Genomic DNA, 23,554 nt, shown 5'->3' with positions numbered 1-23,554 from the left:
GCGCACCCGGACCGGCGAGGAGGAGGTGCCGGTCCGGCCGTCGCTCGACGGCCGGACCGGGCCCGGCAACGGACTAGCCGTTGATGAGGGCGTTGATCTGCTCGTCGTACTCGACGGACAGATCGGTGACGTCGCCACCCTCGGCGACGGCGGCGAAGTACTGCTCCATGATCTTCGCCTCTTCGATCGCGGCCCAGCCCGGCGCCGCCGGGGTGAGCTTGGCGTTCTCTGCGGCCGTGAGCGCGATGTCGCCCATCGCGGCGACCTCGGCGTACGTGTCGGCGTAGTCGAGGTTGGCCGGGCCGAGACCGTTCTCCGCGAGCATCGTCTGGTATTCCTCGGAGAAGATGATGCGCATCAGGGTCTTCGCGCCCTCCGGGTGCTGGGTCGAGGCCGAGATGCCGATGTTCGAGCCGCCGGCGAACACGGGCGCGACGCCCCCGTCTGCTCCGGGAAGCGCGTAGGCGCCGAACTTCTCCTCGTTCCAGGTGGCGACGGGCTCGCCCTCCTCGTTCTCAGCGATGTCGCCGAGCGACCAGTAGGCCCAGTTGGGGGCCATGGTCGTCGCTGCAGGCGTACCCGGGAGGAAGCCGTCGTTGATCGCCTCGTAGGCGGTGGAGTCGTCGTCCGTGACCTGAGCGACGGAGGTCTCCATGAACAGCTCCTGCCACTGCTCCATGCCGGCGATCGACTCGGGCGAGGACAGCGTGGCCGTCCATTCCGAGCCGTCGTAGGTCGCGATGTCGCCGCCATTGGCGAAGATCCACGAGATGCCGTCGCGCCAGCTCTGGCCTGGGACGTAGAAGCCGCCCACGCCCTGCTCCATGAGCGAGGCATTGGCTGCGGTCACGTCGGCCAGGGTGGTGGGCACCTCGACGCCGCCCTGCTCGTAGAGGTCCTTGCGGTACCAGACCATGCGGGAGCCGAAGTAGTACGGCAGTGCCAGGCGCTGCTCGCCCACCGAACCCGCCTCGACGAAGCCCTGAAGCAGCGAGTCGCCGCCCAGCTCGTCGTACATGTCGGTGATGTCCATGAAGGCGCCCACGGTGGTGAACGTCGCGGACTGGGTGTTGCCCACCTCGGTGACGTCGGGGGTGTTCTCCGAGTCCGGCAGCGCGGTGGTGAGGCTCGAGATCGCGTCGCCCCAGCCGATCTGCTCGACGGTGAGCGCGCCGCCGTTGACCTCGGCGTACTCGGACTTGAGGTAGTCGATGAGGGTGTCAGGGGTGTCGGTCCCCATCAGCCACAGCGTGATGTCCTCGGCCTGGGCTTCGGCAGTGGGCTCGCCGCCGCCCGCGGTGGGGTCGGTGGTCGGCTCGTCATCGGATCCGGACGACGAGCATCCGGCGAGGACGATGGCTGATGCGGCGGCAAAGGCCACCACACCGCGTGTCATCTTCAGCATTGCGCTACTTCCTTCTGTTGTGTGTGTGCCGTCCGTGACCCGGGGGCCACGTCGTAGGTGATGCAAGGAGGTCACGAGACCCCCAGTTGGCCGGTGAGGACCATGACCACCGCCCCGAGCACGACGATGTCGCGCCCCAGGGTGGTCATCCGCAGCGTCAGGTGGCCATGGAGCTCGGCCATCGTGCGACTGCGAAGCGTCTCGGCGGTGCCCTCGAGGAGGGCACCCCCGAGGACGGAGTGGGGGCCGGCGAGCACGACCTCGCTGAGGTTCAGCGCGCCCACGACGGGACCGAGCGAGATGCCGAGCCGTTCGCCGGCGGCACGCAGAATGTCTTCGCGTTCCGCATCGTTCTCGGCCCCCGCCAGCCGCGCTTCAAGCCGGGGCGTCGCCAGCCACGTCTCCAGGCAGCCGCGCTTGCCGCAGGCGCATTCGTCGCCGCCGTCAGTGCCGACGACCACGTGGCCGATCTCGCCTGAGGCGAAGCCCGAGCCGTAGATGAGCTGACCGCCGACGACGATCCCTGCGCCCAGGCCACGGCCCACGCGGATGAGCATCATGTCCGCATCGGCACCGCCGAAGGTGCGCTCGCCGATGGCGGCCATGTTGGCGTCGTTGGCCACCTGGGCCGGGAGCTGGTAGCGCTCGGCGATGAGCTGCTGGAGGGGAACCTGGTGCCACTCGAGGTTGGGGGCGCTCACGACGGTGCCTTCGAGGTCGACGATGCCGGGGCTTCCCACGCCGATCCCGATCACGGGCGAGGCCGCGCGAGAGAGGAGATCGTCCAGCAGCGTGTAGACCGCGCTGGTGGCGGCGTCGCCCACGACGCCGGCGACGTCGACCTCTCCACGCTCGATGACGGTGCCGTCCAGGTCGGTGACCACGCCGCGGAAGACCGCGTTGTTGGACAGGTCGAGGCCTACGATCACGAAGCCCTTGCGGTTGATGTCGAGCAGCGTGGCGGGCTTGCCTGGCCGAGAGTCGGGACGCAGCCCCAGCTCGATGACGAGGTGCTCGCCGATCAGGTCGGCGACGAGGTCGGAGATCGTGACACGGGTGAGCCCCACCTCTCTCGCGAGGTCCGCGCGGCTCAGCCCTTCGGCGCGGTAGAGGGCCTGGAGCACCAGCGCGCGGTTGTGACGGCGCGCGTGCTCGGGGCGCACCCGGGCACCGGGCCGCACCGCGGCGGCACGGGTGGCGTGAGCCGCACGGCCGGACGTGCCTCGCTGCGCTTCATCAGTCGTCCGCGCATCCTGGGGTGTCATAGTTAGTTAGTAAAGGTTACTAACGAACTCCTGGCAACCCCCTCGAATCCTTTCGGCGCCAACCGTTACCGAGCCGTGACCTGACAGGAAAGCGTCGGCCCTCGCTCGCACCCGGCTCTGACGAATGACCGCCTCAACGCAGGACAGGGCCCCGCGCCGCAGCGCAGGACCCTGTCCGATGGAGACTGGTGGAGGCTAGAGCAGACCCAACTCACGCACGGCGTCGCGCTCCTCCGCGAGCTCCGCGACGGAGGCGTCGATCTTCTCGCGAGCGCCGGCGGCGATGTCGAGGCCCTGGACGATCTCCCACGCGCCGTCCTTGGACACGGCCGGGAACGAGGAGACCAGGCCCTCGGGGACGCCGTAGGAGCCGTCGGAGGGCAGCGCCACCGACGTCCAGTCGCCCTCGGGGGTGCCATTGACCCAGTCGTGCACGTGCTCGATCGCAGCATTCGCGGCCGACGCGGCGGACGAGGCGCCACGCGCCTCGATGATCGCGGCGCCGCGCTTGGCGACGGTGGGCACGAACTCGTCGGAGACCCAGGCCTCGTCCCCCACGGCGTCGACCGCGGGGCGGCCGCCGATGGTGGCGTGGGCGATATCGGGGTACTGCTTGGCGGAGTGGTTGCCCCAGATCGCGACCTTGCGGATCTCGCTCACCGGCGTGCCCGTCTTGGCGGCGAGCTGGGCAAGCGCGCGGTTGTGATCCAGCCGCATCATGGCGTTGAAGCGATCGGCCGGGACATCGGGGGCGTGAGCTGAGGCGATGAGAGCGTTGGTGTTCGCGGGGTTGCCCACCACGAGCACGCGCACATCGTCGGCGGCGCCGGCGTTGATCGCCTGTCCCTGCGGTCCGAAGATCCCGCCGTTGGCGGCGAGCAGGTCGCCGCGCTCCATGCCGGGGCCACGTGGACGCGCCCCCACCAGCAGACCGATGTTGACGCCATCGAAGGCCGCGGTCGGGTCGTCGAAGATGTCGACGCCGGCCAGCAGCGGGAAGGCGCAGTCGTCGAGCTCCATCGCGGTACCCTGCGCGGCCTTCATCCCCTGCGGGATCTCGAGCAGGTTCAGCTTGACGGGAACGTCAGCGCCCAACAGCTGACCGGAGGCGATGCGGAACAGCAGGGCGTAGCCGATCTGGCCTGCGGCGCCGGTGACGGTGACGGTGACGGGTGCGGTGCTCACTGCGGTGTGACTCCTTGGGGGTGGAAGGGTCGGGGCCTACTTGAGGCGGGCCGCGAGGTTCTGATCGAGGGTCGCGAGGAACTCCTCGGTGGTCTGCCACTCCTGGTCGGGCCCGACCAGCGCAGCGAGGTCTTTGGTCATCGCGCCCGACTCGACGGACTTCACGATGACGTCCTCGAGGGCCTCGGCGAAGCCGGTGACCTCGGGTGTGCCGTCGAGCTTGCCGCGGTGCTTGAGCCCGCCCGTCCACGCGAAGATCGACGCGATCGGGTTGGTGGAGGTCGGCTTGCCCTCCTGGTGCTGACGGAAGTGGCGCGTCACGGTGCCGTGAGCGGCCTCCGCCTCCACGGTCTTGCCATCCGGCGTCATCAGCACGGACGTCATGAGGCCAAGCGAGCCGAAGCCCTGCGCGACGGTGTCCGACTGGACGTCGCCGTCGTAGTTCTTGCAGGCCCAGACGTAGCCGCCCTCCCACTTCATGGCCGCCGCAACCATGTCGTCGATCAGTCGGTGCTCGTACGTGAGCCCGGCCTTCTCGAAGTCAGCCTCGAACTCGCGCTCGAAGACGTCCTGGAAGATGTCCTTGAACGCGCCGTCGTACTGCTTGAGGATCGTGTTCTTCGTGGACATGTACACGGGGTAGTTGCGCTGCAGGCCGTAGGCGAACGAGGCGCGCGCGAAGTCCTCGATCGACTTGTTGAAGTTGTACATGCCCATGAGCACGCCGCCGCCCTCGGGCATCTTCACGATCTGGTGCTCGATGGGCTCGGAGCCGTCGTCGGGCGTGAAGGTGATCATCGCCGTGCCGGCGCCGGGGACCTTGAAGTTGGTCGCCTTGTACTGGTCGCCGTGGGCGTGACGGCCGATGATGATCGGCTTGGTCCAGCCCGGGACCAGCCGGGGGATGTTCGAGATGATGATGGGCTCGCGGAACACCACGCCACCCAGGATGTTGCGGATGGTGCCGTTGGGGCTCACCCACATCTTCTTGAGACCGAACTCCTCGACGCGCGCCTCGTCGGGGGTGATGGTCGCGCACTTGACGCCCACGCCGTGCTTCTTGATCGCATTCGCCGCGTCGATGGTGATCTGGTCGTCGGTCGCGTCGCGCGACTCGATGCCCAGGTCGTAGTACTCGAGATCCACGTCGAGGTAGGGGTGGATCAGGCGCTCCTTGATGAAATGCCAGATGATCCGCGTCATCTCGTCGCCATCGAGTTCGACGACCTTGCCTTCGACCTTGATCTTCGTCATACGTGTGCCTCACGGGTTCTGGAGAGTGGGGTTTCTGGTTTCCAGGCTAGTGCATCGCGCCGTCCGCCCGACCGGCCGTGCGCCCGCACTTGACCCGGTGCGACCCTCCACGGCCCGTCGGCCCGCCCGCCTGCGGCCCGCATGCCAAGATGCCGGTGGACGCAACGACACGCACCACCGATGGAGGACCGACATGACCACGCCTGACGCCAACCCCGAACCCGTTGACGACGTCTTCGAGCAGGAGCTCGAGTCCGACGTGTGGGGAGACGAAGAGCTCGCGGGTCCGAGCCTCGTGTCCCGCATGCTGGCCGAGGCGGCCGGCACCTTCATCCTCGTGTTCATGGGTGTGGGAGCGATGCTCTTTGCCACCATCCTTGGGTGGGGCACGCTCGCGGTCCCGTTCGGCTTCGCCATCGGCATGATGATCGCAGTGCTCATCTTCGGACACGTCTCCGGCGCACACGCCAACCCCGCCGTCACCGTCGGAGCGTGGCTCAGCGGCAGGTTCCCCGGCCGCGACGTCGTGCCGTACATCATCGGACAGCTGGTCGGCGGTGCGCTCGCAGGCGGGCTGTTCTTCGTGCTGCGCAGCGGCAACCCCGTGCTCGATCAGGTAGGAACCCCCGTCGAGTTCATGGCGGCGGCCTCGAACGGCTTCGGCGAGCGCTCGCCCGTCCAGTTCGGACTCCTGGCCGCTCTCATCGTCGAGGTCATCATCGCCGCTCTGCTCGTGGCCGTGGTGCTCTCCGTCACCTCGCTGCGCTCCAGGGTCGGCGCGGCGGCCGCGCCGGTCACGATCGGCCTCACCTTCGGCTTCCTCGTCCTGATCGCGATCCCGTTCACCAACGGCGCCCTCAACCCCGCACGGGCCACCAGCACCGCGCTCTACGCCGGCATCGACGTGATCGCCCAGCTGTGGCTGTTCTGGCTGGCACCGCTCGTGGGCGCCGCCATCGCCGGTCTGCTGTTCCGCGCGTTCGGCCCAGAAGAGGACCTCATCATCGTCGAGACCATCGAGGAGATCGAGGTCATCGACGACTGACCCGAGCCACGCTCCTGGGCCCGGTCGCGCACAGCGCGGCCGGGCCTTGTGCGTGCCCGATGCGCGGGCCGGGAACGGCACGCGGGCTCGAGGCGCAGCGCTGACGCCAGAGCACCCGCGCGTGCGATCAGCTCAGGGGCGTGGACAGCGCGAGAAACGTCAGCGCCACGGCGAAGGCGCTGAGCACCGACACGTCGACGTAGCGGCGTCGCACCGAGAACGCCTTCCCCGCGGGGAGCGTGAGCCGCGTCACGGCGCCCACGACGGCGATCGCGGCCAGGGCCAGGACGCCCGCCTGCACATCCACGAGCGCGCCGACCGCGACGGCAGCCGTCACCGCACCGAGCGCCACGAGGGCGGTACGGGACGAGGTGAGCCGGGTGCGGGGCATCAGTGGAAGAAGTGCCGGGTGCCCGTGTGATAGAGCGTGATGCCGGCCTCGTGAGCCGCGTCGATGACCTCGCCGTCGCGCACCGAGCCGCCCGGTGAGACCACTGCCGTGACCCCCGCATCGGCCAAAACCTGGAGGCCGTCCGCGAACGGGAAGAACGCATCGGACGCGGCGACCGCGCCACGCGCACGCTCGGCGCCCGCCCGCTCCACGGCGAGACGGCACGAGTCGACGCGGTTGACCTGGCCCATGCCGATGCCCACCGCGGCGCCGTCGGCCGCGAGCAGGATGGCGTTGGACTTCACCGCACGGCATGCGCGCCACGCGAACTCGAGGTCGGCGAGCGTCGCCTCGACGGCGGGGGCACCGGCGACGAGCTTCCACGCCTGGGCCGAGTCCCCGGGGGCGTCGATGCGGTCCGCGCGCTGCACCAGCAGTCCACCGGTGATTCTGCGCCACTCGACCTGGAGTGCGCCCGGGTCCACTTCCAGGACCCGGACGTTCTTCCGCGACTGCAGGATCTCGAGGGCGCCGGGGTCGAAGGACGGCGCGACCACCACCTCCGTGAAGATCTTCGAGATCTGCTCGGCCGCGGCCACGGTGATGGCACGGTTGGCGGCGATGACGCCACCGAAGGCGGAGACCGGGTCGGTCTCATGGGCCTTGGCGTGCGCCTGCGCGATGTCCGCCCCCACCGCGATGCCGCAAGGGTTGGCGTGCTTGATCACGGCGACCGCGGGCGGCGCCTGGTCGTACGCCGCACGCAGTGCCGCGTCGGCGTCCACGTAGTTGTTGAACGACATCTCCTTGCCGTGCAGCTGGCGCGCGTGCGCGAGCCCTCCGGTGGCGGTGAGGTCCGCGTAGACGGCGGCGCCCTGGTGCGGATTCTCGCCATAGCGCAGGGGCTGCAGCCGCTCGAATGACGCGGCCACCCAGCGCGGCATCGGAGACTCGTCTTCGGGGGCCACCACGTTGGTCATCCACGAGGCCACGTGGATGTCGTAGTCCGCGGTGTGGCGGAACGCCGCCGCCGCGAGGGCCTGGCGCTCCGCGAGCGTGAAGCCTCCCGCGCGCACCGACTCGAGGGCCGCGTCGTAGCCCGCGGGGTCCACGAGCACGGCGACCGACGCGTGGTTCTTGGCCGCCGCCCGCACCATCGATGGTCCGCCGATGTCGATCTGCTCGATCGTGGCGTCCTGGCTCGCACCCGAGGCGACGGTCGCGGCAAAGGGGTAGAGGTTCACCGCGACGAGGTCGAAGGGCTCGATTCCCAAGTCCTCGAGCTGGGCGCGATGCGCCTCCAGCCGGCGGTCGGCAAGGATCCCGGCGTGCACGCGGGGGTGCAGGGTCTTCACACGCCCGTCGAGGCACTCGGGGAATCCCGTGAGGTCCTCCACCCGTGTCACGGCGACGCCCGCATCGGCGATGCGCGAGGCAGTGGAGCCGGTCGAGACGATCTCGACCCCCGCATCGGCCAGCCCGCGGGCGAAGTCCTCGATCCCTGCCTTGTCGTACACAGAGATCAGTGCCCGTCGTACCGCCTGCCGGTCGCTCATGCGTCGCCCTTCGTGGTTCCTAGTGTCACGCGTCGTCCTTCCACGGTCCATCCTTCGCGCGCCATCCGCCCCACCGTGGTGGTGACGAGGCCGCGCTCGACGGTCTTGATGCGCTCGTGGAGGCTCGTTTCGGTGTCATCATCCCAGACCTCGACGGCGGCCTGCGCGATGATCGGGCCGGTGTCGACCCCCGCGTCCACGAGCATGACCGTGCAGCCCGTGACCTTCGCGCCCCCTGCCAGCGCGTCACGCACCCCGTGTGCGCCGGGATACGACGGCAGCAGCGCAGGGTGGGTGTTGACGATGCGACCGCCGAACATGGAGAGGCTCGGCGCGCCGATGAGGCGCATGAAGCCCGCGAGCAGCACCAGGTCGGGGCGGTGTCGCGCCACCTCCTCGGCGAGCGCTCGATCCCACTCCGCGCGATCCGGGTAGTCGGCGAGGGCCACCACGGAGGTGGGCACTCCCGCCTCGGCCGCGATCGCCAGCCCGGCCGCATCGGCACGGTCCGAGATCACGGCCACGATGCGGGCCCCGTAGCCCGGATCGTGCTGCGCGTCGAGGACCGCACGCATGGTCGAGCCGGCTCCGGAGATGAGCACCACCAGGCGTGCGGGGGCGGTCGGGTTTGTCACGGGCCGAGCCTATCGGCATGCTTGGGGCACACCTGCAAGGAGGACCACCGTGGCCGAGGACCAGACCAACGAGAGCCCCCTGCCCCCCGGGGCACGGCGCGACAGCCGCATCTTCATGCTGCTGCTGTTGGTCACCGTGGTGCTGTACATGCTGTCGATCCCCCTTGCGTTCGGCGCGATCCTGACCGGACCGGCCGCCGCGATCGTGGGCATCCGCGCGCTGTGGCGATCGATGGCGACTCCCAAGGTGGCGACCTTCCGCTACGCGATGGTCGCAGGCGTGCTGGTCTCGGCCTTCGCGACCTTCATGGGCCTCGTGCTCATCGTGTTCCGGGAGCCCGTGGAGAACCTCCAGGAGTGCATGGCGCGCGCGATCACGACGTCTGCCGAGGACGCATGTGAGCGCGAGTACACGGCGGACGTCGAGCAGCTCGCCGACGACCTGCTTGCCCGCGTGGGCCTCACGAGGCCGTAGACCCCTCACGGCTGCGCGGCGCCCCGTCCCGGTCGCGACGCGCGCCGAGGGCCGCCGGGGCCCGCACCGCCGCGGCGCCGAGGGCGAGTCCAGCGGCTGCGAGCGCCAGCATCGCGGCCGTCGCCGCGAGCGCATCGGGCCCGACCGCCTCAAGGCGTCCCGGGCCGGCGGCACCGCTCGCTGCGATGAAGGCCGTCGCCATGACCAGGCCTACGGTGCCGGCCGCGACCGCATCGGCTGCGAGGTCCTGACGCCAGGACAAGGCAGGCCGTCGCACCGCGACCCGCACAGCGAGGGCCGCGAGCGCCAGCACCACCGGCACCCACACCAGCAGCCCGCCCGATGCGGAGGGCAGCGCCCCCAGCAGCGGAACGGTGGGCAGTGCATCGACGGTGAGGTCGCTCGGCGAGTAATGAGTCCCGAGCCCCACGGCGAACCCCTGACCGGTGAGCCATGCGACCATCCACACGATGAGGGTCGGCACATAGGCGAGCTCCGCGATGGCGAGCACGCCGGCGCTCACGGCATCCAGGCCCAAGGCGGTCGCGGCGTCGCCGATCGCGTGCCGGGCCACGACGGCCCAGGCGGTGCCCGCGACGGCAGCCAGCATCACCGCCAGGGCCGCGATCGCGGCGCCCCGCCGCAGGCCGGCCCTGGCCCATGCGGGCACGCGCGCGAGCGCCGAGAGGTCGGCCCCGTGCGCGCGCCAGATGCCGATCGCCACACCCACGGCCGCGACGGCCACCGCGACGGCCACGGCGGTCACCGCGTGCGTGCCCTGCGACGACGCCCCCACGGCGGACGCGACGGCGCCGACCCCCACCGCGTAGGTCGCCACGGCCAGCACCCAGCTGCCCCATGTCCGTGCCGCGAACCGACGTGCGAGCGCCGCCAGGATGGCTCCGTTCAGCACGGTCAGCCCCAGCGGGATGAGCGCCACCACCGTCCCTCCGACCTCGGCAGGAACGCCGTGGCCGAGCAGCCACAGGCTCGTCGCCACTGAGGTGGCGCCGGTCCAGTCCGCTCCCCCCACGCCGTCCTGAGGGGCCGATGCGGCGACGGCGAGGCTGGGGGCGAGCACCGCCAGGTAGGACAGTGCGAGGCCCTGCAGGCCGGTCAGGATCCCGCCGAGCCACGCTGGCGCCGCGCGCACGGCCGCGACCGCGCGCCGGCCGAGGCCGCGCAGGTCGGTGGTGAGGGAACGGGACGACATGCATCCATGGTCGCCTGGCGGGCCTCCGATTCGCCGCAACGGCTCGCGCTCTCCGCGCGGTCAGCGCACCCTCCGTCGCGCAGTCACGAGCCGGCGCGGCGCTTCACCTTCGTGAGCGTCAGGAGGGCCGCGCCTCCCGGACGAAGAGCGCACGTCACCGTCCCGAACGGCCGCGACGAGGCGTAGATGCGATTGGCCTCCTCGTTGACGGGCCACATGCAGGGGTCATAGCGGGTCACGTCGTCGCGCCGCAGCCACTCGACCGCAGTGACCACCCTCCCCAGGGTCCCGACCCGATGCTGGGCGAGGTCCTCGTCATACGCATCAGAGAATCCGAACACCGTCGCGCCCGCCTGAACTCCCAGGCTCATGTATGCAGGGCGCCCATCGAGCCGCATGGACAGCAGGCGCAGCACGCCGCGAGCCTGAAACGCCTCGATGGACTCTCGCCACCCCGCTTCGACGCCGCGCACCCTCGGTGACGCGCCGCCGCGACCGCTGTCACCCTTCCAGCCGCTGTTCAGGAGTTCATCGAACTCGTCGAGCGCTCCCGGCCGATCCGTGTCGTCGCTCACCGCCAGCGGTGCGGAGCCGTGGCGGTCGAGGCGGTTCGCGTGCCGACGCAGCGAGTGGCCGGTGGAGGCACCGAGTCCCGCCAGCGCTCGGACGTAGTCGGCGGTCGCGACGGGAGGGCTCAGTGCCGTGACGTCCTGCTGGTCGAGGAACCTCCGGTCCACGGTGTGGTCGATGATGGCGGTGCGGCGCGAGCGGCGCACGCCGGCGACCAGCGCGTCACCACTGGGGCCGTCGAGTGGCATCATCGCCAGGCGCATCACGGGAGGCGTGACGTGTCGGGGCAGCCCCCGCAGCAGCGCGGCGAGCGCGCCCGCAGGATCATCGCCCGACAGCAGCGGATGACGATGCGTCGTCGCGTCTCCGAGGAGCCCGTCGTCGTTGGACAGCGCCGGCCGCGAACGGCGTGCGACGACCGCGGTGCCCACTGCAGCGAGCAGCAGCGCATCCCACCGCTCGCCGTTCTGCAGCACGCACAGCAGCAGGCCGTCCCGCTCGTGCGGGGTCGACGCCGCCCCCAGGATCCATGCGGGAGCCGTGTTCGGGTGGGGCTCCACCGCCCGGCCGTAGAGATCCCACCAGCGTTCGATGTCGGGGGGCGAGGCGTCAGCGAGCCGGATCACGACGACGCGTCCTGCCCCGCCCGTGGTCACCGGCGCTTCATCTGTGCGGAGCGCAGCGCTGTCGTAAGTCGGGAACTCGGTCCGGCTCGCCGTGGCGGCCGTGCGTCACCCGTCATGCGCCGCCTCCTTTGCCGGGCACTTCCTGCAGGACCACCGTAGTCCTCCGGCCGCTCCTGCGGGTGGTGACGTCGAGCCGTGGAACGCCGACGGCCCGCCCCGAGATCACTCGGGGCGGGCCGTCGGTGAGTGCTACGAGGCGGTGAGGATCTGCCGCATGAGCTCGGCGGTCTCGGTGGGGGTCTTGCCCACCCTCACGCCAGCGGCCTCGAGGGCCTCCTTCTTCGCCTGAGCGGTGCCGGCGGAGCCGGAGACGATGGCGCCCGCGTGACCCATGGTCTTGCCCTCGGGTGCCTCGAAGCCAGCGACGTAGCCCACGACGGGCTTGGTGACGTGGCTCTTGATGTAGGCCGCCGCGCGCTCCTCGGCATCGCCGCCGATCTCGCCGATCATGACGATCGCGTCAGTGTCGGGGTCGTTCTCGAACGCCTCGAGGCAGTCGATGTGGGTGGTGCCGATGACAGGGTCGCCACCGATGCCGACGCACGTCGAGAAGCCCAGATCGCGCAGCTCGAACATCATCTGATAGGTCAGAGTGCCCGACTTCGACACGAGGCCCACCCGGCCGGGGCCGGTGATGTTGGCGGGGGTGATGCCCACGTTGGACTGACCAGGCGTGATCAGGCCTGGGCAGTTGGGGCCGATGAGCCGGGTGCCCTTGGACTGCGCGTAGGCGAAGAACTCGGCCGTGTCCGCGACCGGCACGCCCTCGGTGATGATCACGGCCAGGCCGATGCCGGCGTCCACGGCCTCGATGACGGCGCCCTTGGTGAACGCGGGGGGAACGAACAGCACGGTGACGTCCGCGCCGGTCTCAGCGATCGCATCGGCCACGGAGCCGAACACGGGGATCGAGCGCGTGTCGCCCTCGACCTCGAAGTCGACCGAGGTGCCGGCCTTGCGGGGATTGACGCCGCCCACGATCTGGGTGCCGGAGGCGAGCATGCGCGCCGTGTGCTTGGAGCCCTCGGAGCCGGTCATGCCCTGGACGATGACCTTGGAGTCGGAGTTGATGAAGATCGACATGAGTGACGTCCTTTACGCGTTGGCGAGCTCGGCGGCCTTGGCCGCGGCTCCGTCCATGGTGGGGGCGATGGTCACGAGCGGGTGGTTGGCGGCGGCGAGGATCTCGCGGCCCTCATCCACCGAGTTGCCGTCCAACCGCACCACGAGCGGCTTGGTGGCGGTGTCGCCCAGCTGCTCGAGTGCGCCCACGATGCCGTTCGCCACCTCGATGCAGCTGGTGATGCCGCCGAACACGTTGACGAACACGCTCTTGACCTGCGGGTCGTTCAGAATCACGTCGAGGCCGTTCGCCATCACCGCGGCAGAGGCGCCGCCGCCGATGTCGAGGAAGTTGGCGGGCTTGACGCCGCCGTGCTGCTGGCCCGCGTACGCGACCACGTCGAGCGTGGACATGACCAGGCCGGCGCCGTTGCCGATGATTCCCACCGAGCCGTCGAGCTTCACGTAGTTCAGGTTCAGCGCCTTGGCCTTGGCCTCGAGCGGATCCGCGGCGTCCTTGTCCTCGAGGTCTGCATGGTCCTCGTGACGGAAGCCGGCGTTCTCGTCCAGCGTCACCTTGCCGTCGAGCGCCACGATCGCACCGTCCTCGGTGCGCACGAGGGGGTTGACCTCGACAAGCGTGGCGTCCTCCTCGGCGTACACGGTCCACAGCTGCTGGATGACGGCGGCCACGGGCTGCCTGAGCTCCTCGGGGAAGTTCGCCTCCGCGACGATCTCTCGCGCCTTCGCGGCGTCGATGCCGACCAGCGGATCCACCGCGACGCGGGCGAGTGCCTCGGGACGCTCGACGGCGAGCTGCTCGATCTCCACGCCGCCCTCGACTGAGCACATCGCGAGATAGCGGCGCTCGGCACGGTCCAGCAGCACCGAGAAGTAGAACTCCTCGGCGATCTTCGCGCCGGCGGCGATCATCACGCGGTGAACGGTGTGGCCCTTGATGTCCATCCCGAGGATGGCGGCGGCTGCCTCTTCGACCTCGGCGGGCGAGTGGGCGAGCTTGACGCCGCCAGCCTTGCCGCGCCCGCCGGTCTTGACCTGGGCCTTGACGACGACCGTGCCGCCACCCAGCTTCTCTGCAGCGGCCTTGGCCTCCGCGGGGGTCTCGGCGACGATGCCGGGCAGCACGGGCACGCCGTGCTTCTCGAACATGTCGCGCGCCTGGTACTCGAACAGATCCATGTGCGTCCTTGCTGTCGCGCTGGCGCGCTCGGGTCGCGCGCCGCGTTGGTTCGGTGACACTCAGCCTAGCCGCCGCGTGTTTCCGCCCTGTCACACGGACACGAGTCGTGCCACGGCATCGGCCCACCGTCAGGGCGTGTGACAGTGCGGTGAACACCCCTGTTCGAGCGCTCTCGATTGTGGTAGCGTACCCGTCGTACCAGGTACAATGCCGAATCTGAGCTGAGGGGCCCATGCCGCACACCCACCCTGACCTGTCTCTGCGTACGCGCAGGGCGCTTTCCGCCACCGCGCTGGGGCTGCTCACGGCCGCGATCGCCTTCTCCCCCGCATCGGCCGTCGACGATTGCGACGGACTCGCCGCCGACGCCGCAGACTACGAGGGCGAGCTGCGGTGCGCGTCGAGCGCGACCGAGGGCGAGCAGGTCATCACCCTGACGGACAGCTTCTCCGTGCCGGATGGCGCACAGAACACCTACGACGGTGAGTTGCCGCTCACCGTCGAGGGCGCGCACGACGGCGTCACGATCACCGGGCCCGGCTTCTCGGAGTCCTTCGATGCCACGGTCTTCCTCGCCATCGGCAGCGACATGATGGGCCCGCTCGCGCTCGAGACGGAGCCGCTCGCAGTCGACGACGCCCCCGCGGCCCTTGCGGAAGTGCCCATCGAGCTGGAGGGGGAAGGCGCCGACGTCACCGTGCGCAACCTCACCATCACCGACTTCAACTACGGCGGCGCGATCATCAACTCCACCGCGCGGGCGATCGAGGTCTCCCGCGTCACCATGCTGGACAACGGCGCCCCGATCGGCGAAGGGTTCGAGCTGGCGCTGGGCGCTGCCGTCTCCTCTGCTGGTGATGTCACTGTCACCGACTCGCACTTCGAGGGCAACGAGGGCGCGTACGGCGCCGCGGTGAGCACCATCGTCGCGCTGTTCGGGTCAGGGACGGGCGAGTCCGAGTTCCCCACGGTCACCGTGGCCGACTCGACCTTCGTCGACAACGCCGGTGCGCTGGGCGGTGCGGTGCTGTCGCTCGGCGACACGACCATCACGGGCTCGGACTTCACGAGCAACACGGCCATCGTCGGCGGCGCGGTCGGAGCCTTCGGTGCCACGTCCGCGATCTCGGATTCGACGTTCACCGACAACTCGGCGGCCCCCATGGAGGGCCAGGAAGGTGTCGAGAGCCCGGAGGCAGGCGCACTCGCGATCGCCGGCGCGCTCACGTTGACGAACAGCGTGCTGACCGGCAACTCGAGCGAAGGCCTGGGCGGTGCGATCGGGTACAGCTACGGCCCCGTCGATGTGGTTCCCTCGCTCGAGATCATCGACTCCGTGCTGGCCGGCAACACTGCTGAGGGCCCGGGCGGCGCCGTGTGGTTCACCGGCGACGTCGACGTCACCAGCTCCACGTTCGTCGACAACTCCTCGGCGGGTGGGCCCAGCGCCATCGCAGCGTCCTCCCCCGAAGAGGATGCGACGGTGACGAACTCGACGTTCACCGGCAACTCGTCCGCGGCGAGCGCGCCGGCAGTGGCGCTCGACGGGGCTGACTCGCTCACCGTCACGCACGCGACGTTCAGCGAGAACGTCGCCGCAGGCGCGGCCGCTGACCTCGCGGTGGTCGAGGTGGGACAGACCACCCTGACTGCCAGCGTGTGGGCCTCGGGCGCCTCGGTGCCCTCGTGCGACATCGACGGCGACCTCTCGACGGCCGCCAACTTCGACATCGACGGTTCGTGCACCGGCGACTGGTCCGGCGCAGGCGACCTCGGTGAGGGCCTCGACCCGCAGCTGGGCGCGCTGGCCGACAACGGCGGCGCGACGCCCACTCTGCTGCCCGCAGTCACCAGCCCGCTCGTCGACGCCGTGGCTGACGACGCCTCGGATCTCGCCGTGGACCAGCGTGGAGTCACGCGTCCGCAGGGTGAGGCGAACGACATCGGCGCCGTGGAGCTCGCGCCCGCCGACCGGGCCGCGCTCATCGAGTTCCAGGTGACGACCGATGCGGGCGTCATCCACGGCACCGCGTCCCCGGCTCTCGCGGTGACCGACATCGCGTGGATCGCCACCGAGGACCTCACCCCGGCACCACCGGCGGACACGATGCTCCCGTACGGAGCCGCGGCGTTCTCGGTCGAGGTGGCCCGGCCCGGTGATGCGGTGACGATCACGCTGACGGCTCCGCGTCCGTTCACGACGGTGCTGAAGTCCGGGAGCGACGGCTGGTCCGAGGTGGAGGGTGCGACCTTCAGCGACAACGGCACCACCGTCACCTACACGCTGACCGACGGCGGCGACCTCGACGAGGATGGCGAGGCCAACGGCATCATCGTCGACCCCGTCGCGCTCGCAGTCCAGGGCACCTTCACGGGCTGACGACTCCGCACGCAGCAAGGGCAGGCACCCCCCGCGGGGGTGCCTGCCCTTGCTGCGTCGCGACCCGCGATGCGCGAGCCCGCGACACGTGAAGAGTGCAGACAGTGCCTAGTCGGTGCCGTCCCCCGGGCGCACGAATCCCGACTCGTACGCCACGATCACCGCCTGGGTGCGGTCCCTCACTCCCAACTTGGTCAGGATCGCGGCCACGTGGGACTTCACGGTCTCGACCGAGACGAACAGGCGTGCCGCGATCTCCGGGTTGGACAGCCCACGCGCCAGCTCTCGCAGCACGTCCTGCTCCCGTTCGGTGAGGTCCGGCAGGTCCGCGTCCTCCGGGCCAGCGAACCTCTCGATGACGGCACGCGTCGACGCGGGAAACAGCAGGGACTCCCCCGCCGCGACCACCCGGACGGCCTCGATCAGCTCCGTGGGGGGCAGCCGCTTGAGCACGAACCCCGCGGCCCCCGCGCGCATCGCCTCGAACACGTATTCGTCGACCTCGAACGTCGTGAGCACCAGCACCTTGGCGGCGGAGCCGGACTCGACGATGAGACGCGTCGCCTCCAGACCGTCCATGCCGGGCATGCGCACGTCCATCAGCACCACGTCGGGATGTGCGCGGCGCACCTCGGCCACGGCGGCCGATCCGTCGCCCGCCTCGGCGACCACCTCCCACCCTGGCTCCGACCGCAGAATCGCACCGAGGCCCATGCGCACCAACGGGTCGTCGTCGACGATCACAATTCTCATGCGACCACCCTGGCACGCACGCGGCTCCATCGGCAGCAGGCAGCGTCGGCATCGTCTGGCTGCGAGGAGAGCGCCAGCTCGAGCGGCAGCAGCACCATGACCTCGTAGCCGCCGTCGGGGCGGTCGCCGATCAGGCTGGTGCCGCCCAGCAGCGCCGCACGATCACGAATGCCGGCGATGCCGTGGCCCCGCCCGCCACGCGCCTGGCGAAGGGCCGCGATCGGGGCGGCACCGGGAGCCGCCGGGCCATTGCGCACGGCGACCGCAAGCGCATCGGCCAGCTGCGCCACATGCACATGGATGGTCGAGCCGGGGGCATGCTTGGCGGCGTTCGTGACACCTTCGCGCACGATCGCATAGGCCGCGCGCGAGAGAGCGGCGGGCGCGGGGCCGGCCTCGAGCCGGGTCTCGACCTCGAGACCAGCACTGCGAGCCTGATCCACCAGTCCGGGGACGTCCTCGAGCGTGGGCAGCGGAGTGCGCGACTCAGCGTCGTCACCCCTCATAGTCGCGATGATGCGATCGAGCTCCCCCATCGCGACGCGCCCGCGCTCCTCGATGTTGCGAAGCGCCTGGCGCGCGAACTCCGGATCGGCGTCGAAGACGTGGGCGCCAGCGCCCGCCTGCACGATGTTCATGGTGATCATGTGGCCGATGCTGTCGTGCAGCTCCTGGTCCACACGCACCTGGGTCTCGGCGAGCTCGGCGCGCTCGGTCGCCTCGGCGATGCGCGCGTCTCCGCATGGCCCCAGCGCCCACCGGGCGAGACTGGCCACGAGGCAGGAGTAGTGGTGCGACACCCACGCGAACATCGGCACCGCGATCGCCACCACCGGGGTGCCCACGAGGACCCAGAACGTCACAGTGTCGACCACCGCCTGCGCGGTCGGCTCGTCTGCCCCGGGCCCGGGGATCAGGCCGAGCGCGTAGCCCGCAGCGATCAGCCACGACCCGACGAGCGCGACCGGCACCACGATCGCGCAGATCGCGAGCACGAAGCCCACGGGGCCCAGCACGATCCGCATCATCAGCCACGCGAGCGTGCGCCACGCCTCCACGTCGTGGAGGAGCGCGTGACCCCAGCGGCCCGCGCCGGCCAGCGTGAGGTGCTGCCCCGGCACGTGCAGCCGGTACCGGCGCGGAGGAGGCTGCTCGATCCCCGCATCCACCAGGGCATTCGCGGTGGCCCGCTCGATGTCGCCGATGGGGCGCAGCGTCCATTGCGCGACGGCGGCGATCACCACGCCGACCCACACGATCACCAGCGCGATGCTCACTGCGTACATGGTCAGGATGTAGGTGAACCAGATGATCGATACCGGAAGCCCCAGCAGCAAGTACGCGATCTCTCGCCACGTCCGCGCGGACCACGTGACGGCGAAATAGCGACGGATGAATGCCATGGCCCCATCGTGCCCGGCGCACGCGCTCCTGCCCACACCCAGATGACGGAGCCGCCTCCCCCACGCGGGGGAACGCGCGCCAGCCGCCCTCACCCAGGGGCGTCGCGCCATTCCCCCGCCCGCGCCACGGTATCGCTCGCAGGCGGGCTGTCCCCGCGGGCCGCCGCTCCTAGCGTCGAACCGTCCCTGGATCCCCGAGGAGGAGACATGAGCACTGGAATCACCGGGCGCATCGCCCGCACCACGGCCGCCCGGCCGTGGTTGACCATCATCGTGTGGGTGGTCGCGCTGGCGTCCGCCGGCTATGCCGCTGGAGGGCTCGGAGACGCCCTCACTCAAGAGGAGCGCATGCTCATCACCACCGAGTCCGGGACCGTCCAGGAGCTCGATGAGGCCCTGCGCGGCAGCACCGCGGCCGATGCGTCCGGCACCGAGACCATCATCGTCGCCGCGAGCGAGGGCGCAGGCAGCGCCTCGTTCGGAGACGCCGCCTTCGGCGCAGCGCTCGACCAGGTGACGGGCGCCGTGCGCGACCTGGACGGCGTCGGCGAGGTGGTCGTCCCGACCGCCGAGGCTCCCTATCCCGTGTCCGAGGACGGGTCCATCGCCCTGGTGAGCGTCGCGCTCGATCCGGGCGCCGACGGCGAGCACGCGGAGGCGTTCGCCCATGCGGTCGAGACCGTCCAGGCGGACGGCTTCGAGGTGCGCGCCATCGGACCGGCCACCGGGCAGATCGCCTTCGACACCCTCGCGGAGGAGAGCCTCATCCGCGGCGAGGCCATCGGCATCGGCGTCGCGCTCATCATCCTCGTCATCGTGTTCGGCGCGCTCGTGGCCGCGGGCATCCCGCTGCTGGTCGCGCTGGTGTCGATCGTGATGGCGGTGGGTGCGACTGCCCTCGTGGGCCAGGTGTTCGAACTGTCATTCTTCGTCGTGAACATGGTGACGATGATGGGTCTTGCGCTCGGCATCGACTACAGCCTGGTGATGGTGCAGCGTTTCCGCGAGGAGCTGGCCGCGGGCCGCAGCGTGATCGACGCGGTCACGGTGGCCGGGTCCACCGCCAACCGCGCCGTGCTGTTCTCCGGCATCACGGTCGTGATCGCCCTGGTCGGCCTGCTGATCGTGCCATCCACGATCATGCGATCGCTGGGCGCCGGAGCGATCATCGTCGCCACGATGTCCGTGCTGGCCTCGCTGACCCTGCTGCCCGCGGTCCTCAGGCTGCTCGGGCATCGGGTCAACAAGGGCCGTGTGCCCACGTCTCACCCGGGGCGCGAGTCGCGCGCCTGGCGCTCCATGGCGAATGGCGTGATCCGCAGGCCGGTCGTGTGGGGCGTCGCGGGCATCGCGGTGCTGGGACTGCTCGCCGCGCCGGCGATGTCGATGCGGCTCACGTTCCCTGGCATCGACTCGATGCCCGAGGACAACGACCTGCGCATCGCGTCAGAGACGCTGGTCAACGACTTCGGTCTGGGACAGGCCGAGACCACGATCGTCGTCGAGAATGCCGGCGGCCTCGAATCCACGGTCGACTCTCTGGCGCAGGCGATCGAGGCGGACGAGGCGTTCGCCGAGACCACCGTGGAGTGGACCGGCGACACCGCGTTCATCGACACGCGCGACGTTCACGACGCCGCGGACCCGCTCGCCGAGCAGGCCATCGAACGCCTGCGCGATGTCACGGTGCCGGCAGCCCTCGTCGGCACCGGTGCGATCGCCCACGTGGGCGGGGAGCAGGCGAGCTCCGTGGACTTCTCGGACATGATCGCGGACATGGCGCCATGGGTGCTGCTGATCGTGCTCGGCTCGAGCTTCGTGCTGCTGCTCTTCGCGTTCCGCTCCGTGGTGGTGCCCGCGCTCGCCATCGCGCTGAACCTGCTGTCGACGGCGGCGGCGTTCGGAATGCTGGTGGCCGTCTTCCAGTGGGGCTGGGGCGCCAGTCTGCTGGGCTTCCCGCAGGTGGATGGCATCGCGCCATGGATCCCGCTGTTCCTGTTCGCGGTGCTGTTCGGGTTGTCGATGGATTACCACGTGTTCCTGCTGAGCCGCATCAAGGAGCGGTTCGATGCCACGGGCGACACCCGGGACGCGGTGGCGTTCGGCCTGAGCCGCACCGGGTCGCTCATCACCGGCGCAGCACTGATCATGGTCGCGGTGTTCGGCGGGTTCGCGCTCGGTGACCTCGCGGAGTTCGCGCAGATGGGCTTCGGGCTCGCGGCGGCCGTCATCCTCGACGCCACCGTGGTGCGATCCATTCTTGTGCCCGCGCTCATGACCATGCTGGGACGCGCCAACTGGTACCTGCCGCGCTGGCTCGGGTGGCTGCCAGTCATGCGCATCGAAGGCGGGGAGCCTGTGGAGGTGCCGCGCTCCGACGACGAGCGCGAGCCAGTGCTCGTGCGCGCCTGACCGCACGACCCCGCGCATCGGGGCAAGGCACGGGCACCAGGGCGTCTACCCTGGTGCCCGTGCCCTCCGACGCCTCCGCCACCGCCCGTCCCAGGTCCGGCCCTCGCCACACGGGGACAGGCCCCTCGCGTCGCAGCCGACGCTGGCAGTGGGCGGCCGCGGTCGCCTCGCTCGTCGCGACCGCGGTCGTGATCGCGGTGCTGCTCACCCAGGGCGAAGAGCCCGAGCGCGTCACGCCCGCCGCTCCCTCACCCAGCCCCTCCGAGTCCACCCCCTCCCCCTCACCCAGTGAGGCGGGCCCCGAGGTGGAGCCCGGCGAAATCGTCCTCGAAGCGGGTGCCGAGGGCCTCGCAGTCTTCGACAGCCCGGGCGGCGACGAGCCGTCCGAGGAGCTGGGCCAGTGGAGCGCCCTCGGCTCCCCCACCACGCTGATGGGCTTCGACCGCGAGAGCGTCGACGGCGAGGAGTGGATCCAGGTCGAGCTGCTGGGCTCGCCGAACCACCGCACAGGATGGGTGCGTGCGGCCGATGCGACGATCACCTCGACCGACGCACGCATCGACGTCTATCTCGCCGAGCGCGAGGTGGAGCTCACGGTGGACGGGGAGAGCTCGGTGCTCTCCGATGCGGTCATCGGCGAGGACGTGTCGCCCACGCCGCTCGGGGTGTTCTGGGTCACCGACGTGCTCGACTTCACGGCCAACCCCACCGGCGTCTACGGCGCCTATGCGCTGGGACTGAACGGGTGGTCGGAGACTCTCGACGAGTTCAACGGGGGCGTCCCGCAGATCGCCGTCCACGGGACCAACCAGCCCGACCTCATGGGCCAGGCCGTCTCCAACGGCTGCGTCCGGCTGCCCAACGAGGTCGTCACCGCGATCGCGGAGACCGACGGCGTGGGCGTGGGAACACCGGTCGTGGTCCACGCCTCCCGCGAGGCCTAGCCCGGGTCAGACGGCGCCGAACCGCTCCGCAGTCTCACGGATCGACCGTGCCGAGGCCTCGAGGGCGGCGCGCTCCGACTCGTCCATCGGGGTGTCCGCGTGGTGCTCGATGCCATTGCGGCCGATCACGGCCGGCAGCGACATGCACACCTCGCCCACGCCCGGGTAGTCGATGAGCGTCGAGACGGGCATGATGCGACGCTGGTCGCCCAGGACCGCCTCGACGATGCGGGCTCCGGCGGCGCCGATCGCGTAGTTCGTCGCGCCCTTGCCCTCGATGATCGTGTAGGCGGAGCGCATCACGTCGTGGTGGATCTGCTCGCGACGTTCGGGGGTCATCACGATCTTGCCCGTGCGGTCGCGCCACTGCGCGAGCGGCTGGCCACCCACGGTCGCGGAGGACCACAGCGCCACCTCGGAGTCGCCGTGCTCGCCAGCGATGTAGGCGTGCACGTTGCCGACCGCGACCTCGCAGGCCTGAGCGACCTGGTGCCGCAGGCGCGAGGTGTCGAGCGCGGTGCCGGAGCCGAACATGCGCGCCGGGTCCATGCCGGACTTCTTGATCGCCGCGAGCGTCACGACGTCCACGGGGTTGGTGACCAGGATGTAGATGGCGTTGGGCGCCACGCGCATGAGTGGAGGAAGCACCTTGTCCATGAGCGAGATGGTCGCGCCGGCCAGGTCCATGCGTGACTGGCCGGGCTGCTGCTTCGCGCCGGCCGTCACGACCACCACATCGGAGCCTTCGACCACGCCCACGTCATCGGATCCCAGCACCGTCGCCTCGGGCATGAACTGAATGCCCTGCGCGAGGTCCAGCGCCTCGGCCTCGACCTTGGCCTTGTTGATGTCGTACAGCGCGACGGTGCGCGCGAAACCGCGCATCAGGCCCGCATACGCGAGGGTCGCCCCCACCGCTCCCGCGCCGACGATGGACACCTTGGACGTCTTCGCTTCCACGATGGCTTCCTCCTCACGATTGGTCGAGCCCGCCGCGTCCGGTGGCGGCGAGCCCACTGGGCTCAGCCTAGCGAGGTATCGGAGGCCGATCAGGGGGCCACGAGGTCGATGCACCAGGTGGACGCGACCGGCTCGAGGGAACGGGCCTCCACAGAGCTCTCCTGGCCCGTCGCGCGGGTGGCCTCGACCCAGTACCCCGTATCCAGGCACCAGTTCGGCTGGTTGAACGCCAGCTCTCGTCCAAGCGCGTACCGGTGGTCGCTCCACGAGGCAACGAACTCGAGCCCGCCGGTGTCCGCTGCGTTCCAGACCATCGCGAACGCCGCGCCCTCGCAGAGCACCACGAGATCCGAACCGGGCTCGGAGGTGGCGTCTACGAATGCCTGTGACTCGTCAGCTGACATCGCATTCGGCACCTCGCAGCGTGGATGCGACAGCATCACCCCGCCCCCCAGGCCATCGACATCGCCGCATGCATCGGTGGCCTCGATGACGAAGGCAGGGCTCATCACGGCGGCGTCGAGAGTCGCGACCAGGCCGAGATCGATCAGCGGCACCATTCGCTCGACCACCAGGCGGCCCGTCGAGGTGAGCTGGCCGCACACGCCCTCCTCGGCGGCGACCTCGGACACGTCAGCGATCTCGGTGCCGCCCGAGCGGATCGGCACCGCCAGCGCGGCGACCAGCACCACCAGCGCCACGGCGCCCGCCAGCCCCCACCACTTCATGAGCCCCCCTCATGCCTGTGAGGGAACTCTA

Annotated in this window: 20 protein-coding genes; 5 read left to right on the top strand and 15 right to left on the bottom strand. The window is 70.3% G+C overall.

Features of this window, described 5'->3' with window-relative positions; translation table 11 throughout:
- Positions 1-73: 73 nt before the first annotated feature.
- The 4 genes from QQX02_RS08410 to QQX02_RS08395 all read right to left on the bottom strand — a co-directional run bounded on the left by QQX02_RS08410 (position 74) and on the right by QQX02_RS08395 (position 5,109).
- Positions 74-1,405, bottom strand: coding sequence for an extracellular solute-binding protein (locus QQX02_RS08410; RefSeq protein WP_301142412.1), 1,332 nt, complete (start codon positions 1,403-1,405; stop codon positions 74-76).
- 71 nt (positions 1,406-1,476) lie between these two features.
- Positions 1,477-2,670, bottom strand: coding sequence for an ROK family protein (locus QQX02_RS08405; protein ID WP_301142411.1), 1,194 nt, complete (start codon positions 2,668-2,670; stop codon positions 1,477-1,479).
- Positions 2,671-2,865: 195 nt separating this feature from the next.
- A complete protein-coding gene (locus QQX02_RS08400; protein ID WP_301142410.1) occupies positions 2,866-3,855 on the bottom strand; it encodes a malate dehydrogenase in 990 nt (329 codons plus the stop codon).
- A gap of 36 nt (positions 3,856-3,891) precedes the next feature.
- The gene (locus tag QQX02_RS08395) at positions 3,892-5,109 is read right to left on the bottom strand and encodes an NADP-dependent isocitrate dehydrogenase (RefSeq protein WP_301142409.1); all 1,218 of its coding nucleotides are present in this window, start codon (positions 5,107-5,109) and stop codon (positions 3,892-3,894) included.
- Between the two features lie 193 nt (positions 5,110-5,302).
- Here QQX02_RS08395 and QQX02_RS08390 point away from each other — a divergent pair, with 193 nt between their 5' ends.
- Entirely contained in the window at positions 5,303-6,154 is an 852-nt protein-coding gene (locus tag QQX02_RS08390) for an aquaporin (protein WP_301142408.1), read from the top strand.
- Between the two features lie 127 nt (positions 6,155-6,281).
- On the opposite strand, the gene QQX02_RS08385 is transcribed toward QQX02_RS08390, so the two are convergent.
- From QQX02_RS08385 to purN, 3 genes are read right to left on the bottom strand one after another with little or no spacing between them, the layout of a single operon-like run.
- Complete coding sequence (locus QQX02_RS08385) at positions 6,282-6,545, bottom strand: DUF3017 domain-containing protein (RefSeq protein ID WP_301142407.1); 264 nt, start codon at positions 6,543-6,545, stop codon at positions 6,282-6,284.
- Positions 6,545-8,101, bottom strand: a complete 1,557-nt coding sequence (purH, locus tag QQX02_RS08380; RefSeq protein ID WP_301142406.1) for a bifunctional phosphoribosylaminoimidazolecarboxamide formyltransferase/IMP cyclohydrolase — start codon at positions 8,099-8,101, stop codon at positions 6,545-6,547. Before purH ends, QQX02_RS08385 begins: the two co-directional genes overlap by 1 nt.
- A complete protein-coding gene (purN, locus tag QQX02_RS08375; RefSeq protein ID WP_436968525.1) occupies positions 8,098-8,676 on the bottom strand; it encodes a phosphoribosylglycinamide formyltransferase in 579 nt (192 codons plus the stop codon). Before purN ends, purH begins: the two co-directional genes overlap by 4 nt.
- 109 nt (positions 8,677-8,785) lie before the next feature.
- Here purN and QQX02_RS08370 point away from each other — a divergent pair, with 109 nt between their 5' ends.
- Positions 8,786-9,211, top strand: coding sequence for a hypothetical protein (locus QQX02_RS08370; RefSeq protein WP_301142403.1), 426 nt, complete (start codon positions 8,786-8,788; stop codon positions 9,209-9,211).
- Here QQX02_RS08370 and QQX02_RS08365 read toward each other — a convergent pair.
- The 4 genes from QQX02_RS08365 to sucC all read right to left on the bottom strand — a co-directional run bounded on the left by QQX02_RS08365 (position 9,198) and on the right by sucC (position 13,942).
- Positions 9,198-10,424, bottom strand: a complete 1,227-nt coding sequence (locus QQX02_RS08365; RefSeq protein WP_301142401.1) for a cell division protein PerM — start codon at positions 10,422-10,424, stop codon at positions 9,198-9,200. The two genes, QQX02_RS08370 and QQX02_RS08365, sit on opposite strands and share 14 nt — an antisense overlap.
- An 83-nt stretch (positions 10,425-10,507) precedes the next feature.
- On the bottom strand, positions 10,508-11,650 hold the full coding sequence (locus QQX02_RS08360; protein ID WP_301142399.1) for a GNAT family N-acetyltransferase: 1,143 nt from the start codon (positions 11,648-11,650) through the stop codon (positions 10,508-10,510).
- A gap of 219 nt (positions 11,651-11,869) precedes the next feature.
- Complete coding sequence (gene sucD / locus QQX02_RS08355; RefSeq protein WP_301142398.1) at positions 11,870-12,763, bottom strand: succinate--CoA ligase subunit alpha; 894 nt, start codon at positions 12,761-12,763, stop codon at positions 11,870-11,872.
- A gap of 12 nt (positions 12,764-12,775) precedes the next feature.
- Positions 12,776-13,942 (bottom strand): ADP-forming succinate--CoA ligase subunit beta, encoded by a 1,167-nt coding sequence (gene sucC, locus QQX02_RS08350; RefSeq protein ID WP_367304234.1) that lies wholly within the window; start codon positions 13,940-13,942, stop codon positions 12,776-12,778.
- 233 nt (positions 13,943-14,175) lie between these two features.
- Between sucC and QQX02_RS08345 the strand changes: the two genes are divergently transcribed.
- Positions 14,176-16,323, top strand: a complete 2,148-nt coding sequence (locus QQX02_RS08345) for a right-handed parallel beta-helix repeat-containing protein (protein WP_301142396.1) — start codon at positions 14,176-14,178, stop codon at positions 16,321-16,323.
- 108 nt (positions 16,324-16,431) lie between these two features.
- Here the strand turns inward: QQX02_RS08345 and QQX02_RS08340 are convergent, their stop codons facing one another.
- Both QQX02_RS08340 and QQX02_RS08335 read right to left on the bottom strand, forming a co-directional pair.
- Positions 16,432-17,076, bottom strand: a complete 645-nt coding sequence (locus QQX02_RS08340; RefSeq protein ID WP_301142394.1) for a response regulator transcription factor — start codon at positions 17,074-17,076, stop codon at positions 16,432-16,434.
- Complete coding sequence (locus QQX02_RS08335) at positions 17,073-18,479, bottom strand: sensor histidine kinase (protein WP_301142393.1); 1,407 nt, start codon at positions 18,477-18,479, stop codon at positions 17,073-17,075. The genes QQX02_RS08340 and QQX02_RS08335 overlap by 4 nt, the downstream gene beginning before the upstream one ends.
- A 207-nt stretch (positions 18,480-18,686) precedes the next feature.
- Here QQX02_RS08335 and QQX02_RS08330 point away from each other — a divergent pair, with 207 nt between their 5' ends.
- The gene (locus QQX02_RS08330; protein ID WP_301142392.1) at positions 18,687-20,891 is read left to right on the top strand and encodes an MMPL family transporter; all 2,205 of its coding nucleotides are present in this window, start codon (positions 18,687-18,689) and stop codon (positions 20,889-20,891) included.
- 59 nt (positions 20,892-20,950) lie between these two features.
- Positions 20,951-21,835: a L,D-transpeptidase gene (locus QQX02_RS08325; RefSeq protein ID WP_301142391.1), complete on the top strand. Its 885-nt coding sequence runs from the start codon at positions 20,951-20,953 to the stop codon at positions 21,833-21,835.
- A 6-nt stretch (positions 21,836-21,841) separates the two neighbouring features.
- Here the strand turns inward: QQX02_RS08325 and QQX02_RS08320 are convergent, their stop codons facing one another.
- Both QQX02_RS08320 and QQX02_RS08315 read right to left on the bottom strand, forming a co-directional pair.
- Positions 21,842-22,795: an L-lactate dehydrogenase gene (locus QQX02_RS08320; RefSeq protein WP_301142389.1), complete on the bottom strand. Its 954-nt coding sequence runs from the start codon at positions 22,793-22,795 to the stop codon at positions 21,842-21,844.
- 89 nt (positions 22,796-22,884) lie between these two features.
- On the bottom strand, positions 22,885-23,523 hold the full coding sequence (locus QQX02_RS08315; protein WP_301142387.1) for a hypothetical protein: 639 nt from the start codon (positions 23,521-23,523) through the stop codon (positions 22,885-22,887).
- Between the last annotated feature and the right edge of the window lie 31 nt (positions 23,524-23,554).

It is taken from the genome of Demequina muriae, assembly GCF_030418295.1.
Lineage (GTDB): Bacteria > Actinomycetota > Actinomycetes > Actinomycetales > Demequinaceae > Demequina > Demequina muriae.
The sequence above is the reverse complement of the archived record's forward strand: the minus strand, read 5'-3'. Positions and strand labels throughout refer to the sequence as shown.

Bases quoted from the DNA above. Each gene is read 5' to 3' on its own strand.
- QQX02_RS08410 (WP_301142412.1), bottom strand. From the start codon at position 1,405: ATGCTGAAGATGACACGCGGTGTGGTGGCCTTTGCCGCCGCATCAGCC.
- QQX02_RS08405 (WP_301142411.1), bottom strand. From the start codon at position 2,670: ATGACACCCCAGGATGCGCGGACGACTGATGAAGCGCAGCGAGGCACG.
- QQX02_RS08395 (WP_301142409.1), bottom strand. From the start codon at position 5,109: ATGACGAAGATCAAGGTCGAAGGCAAGGTCGTCGAACTCGATGGCGAC.
- QQX02_RS08390 (WP_301142408.1), top strand. From the start codon at position 5,303: ATGACCACGCCTGACGCCAACCCCGAACCCGTTGACGACGTCTTCGAG.
- QQX02_RS08385 (WP_301142407.1), bottom strand. From the start codon at position 6,545: ATGCCCCGCACCCGGCTCACCTCGTCCCGTACCGCCCTCGTGGCGCTC.
- purH (WP_301142406.1), bottom strand. From the start codon at position 8,101: ATGAGCGACCGGCAGGCGGTACGACGGGCACTGATCTCTGTGTACGAC.
- purN (WP_436968525.1), bottom strand. From the start codon at position 8,676: ATGCGTGCGGTCCTCGACGCGCAGCACGATCCGGGCTACGGGGCCCGC.
- QQX02_RS08365 (WP_301142401.1), bottom strand. From the start codon at position 10,424: ATGTCGTCCCGTTCCCTCACCACCGACCTGCGCGGCCTCGGCCGGCGC.
- sucD (WP_301142398.1), bottom strand. From the start codon at position 12,763: ATGTCGATCTTCATCAACTCCGACTCCAAGGTCATCGTCCAGGGCATG.
- sucC (WP_367304234.1), bottom strand. From the start codon at position 13,942: ATGGATCTGTTCGAGTACCAGGCGCGCGACATGTTCGAGAAGCACGGC.
- QQX02_RS08345 (WP_301142396.1), top strand. From the start codon at position 14,176: ATGCCGCACACCCACCCTGACCTGTCTCTGCGTACGCGCAGGGCGCTT.
- QQX02_RS08340 (WP_301142394.1), bottom strand. From the start codon at position 17,076: ATGAGAATTGTGATCGTCGACGACGACCCGTTGGTGCGCATGGGCCTC.
- QQX02_RS08335 (WP_301142393.1), bottom strand. From the start codon at position 18,479: ATGGCATTCATCCGTCGCTATTTCGCCGTCACGTGGTCCGCGCGGACG.
- QQX02_RS08330 (WP_301142392.1), top strand. From the start codon at position 18,687: ATGAGCACTGGAATCACCGGGCGCATCGCCCGCACCACGGCCGCCCGG.
- QQX02_RS08315 (WP_301142387.1), bottom strand. From the start codon at position 23,523: ATGAAGTGGTGGGGGCTGGCGGGCGCCGTGGCGCTGGTGGTGCTGGTC.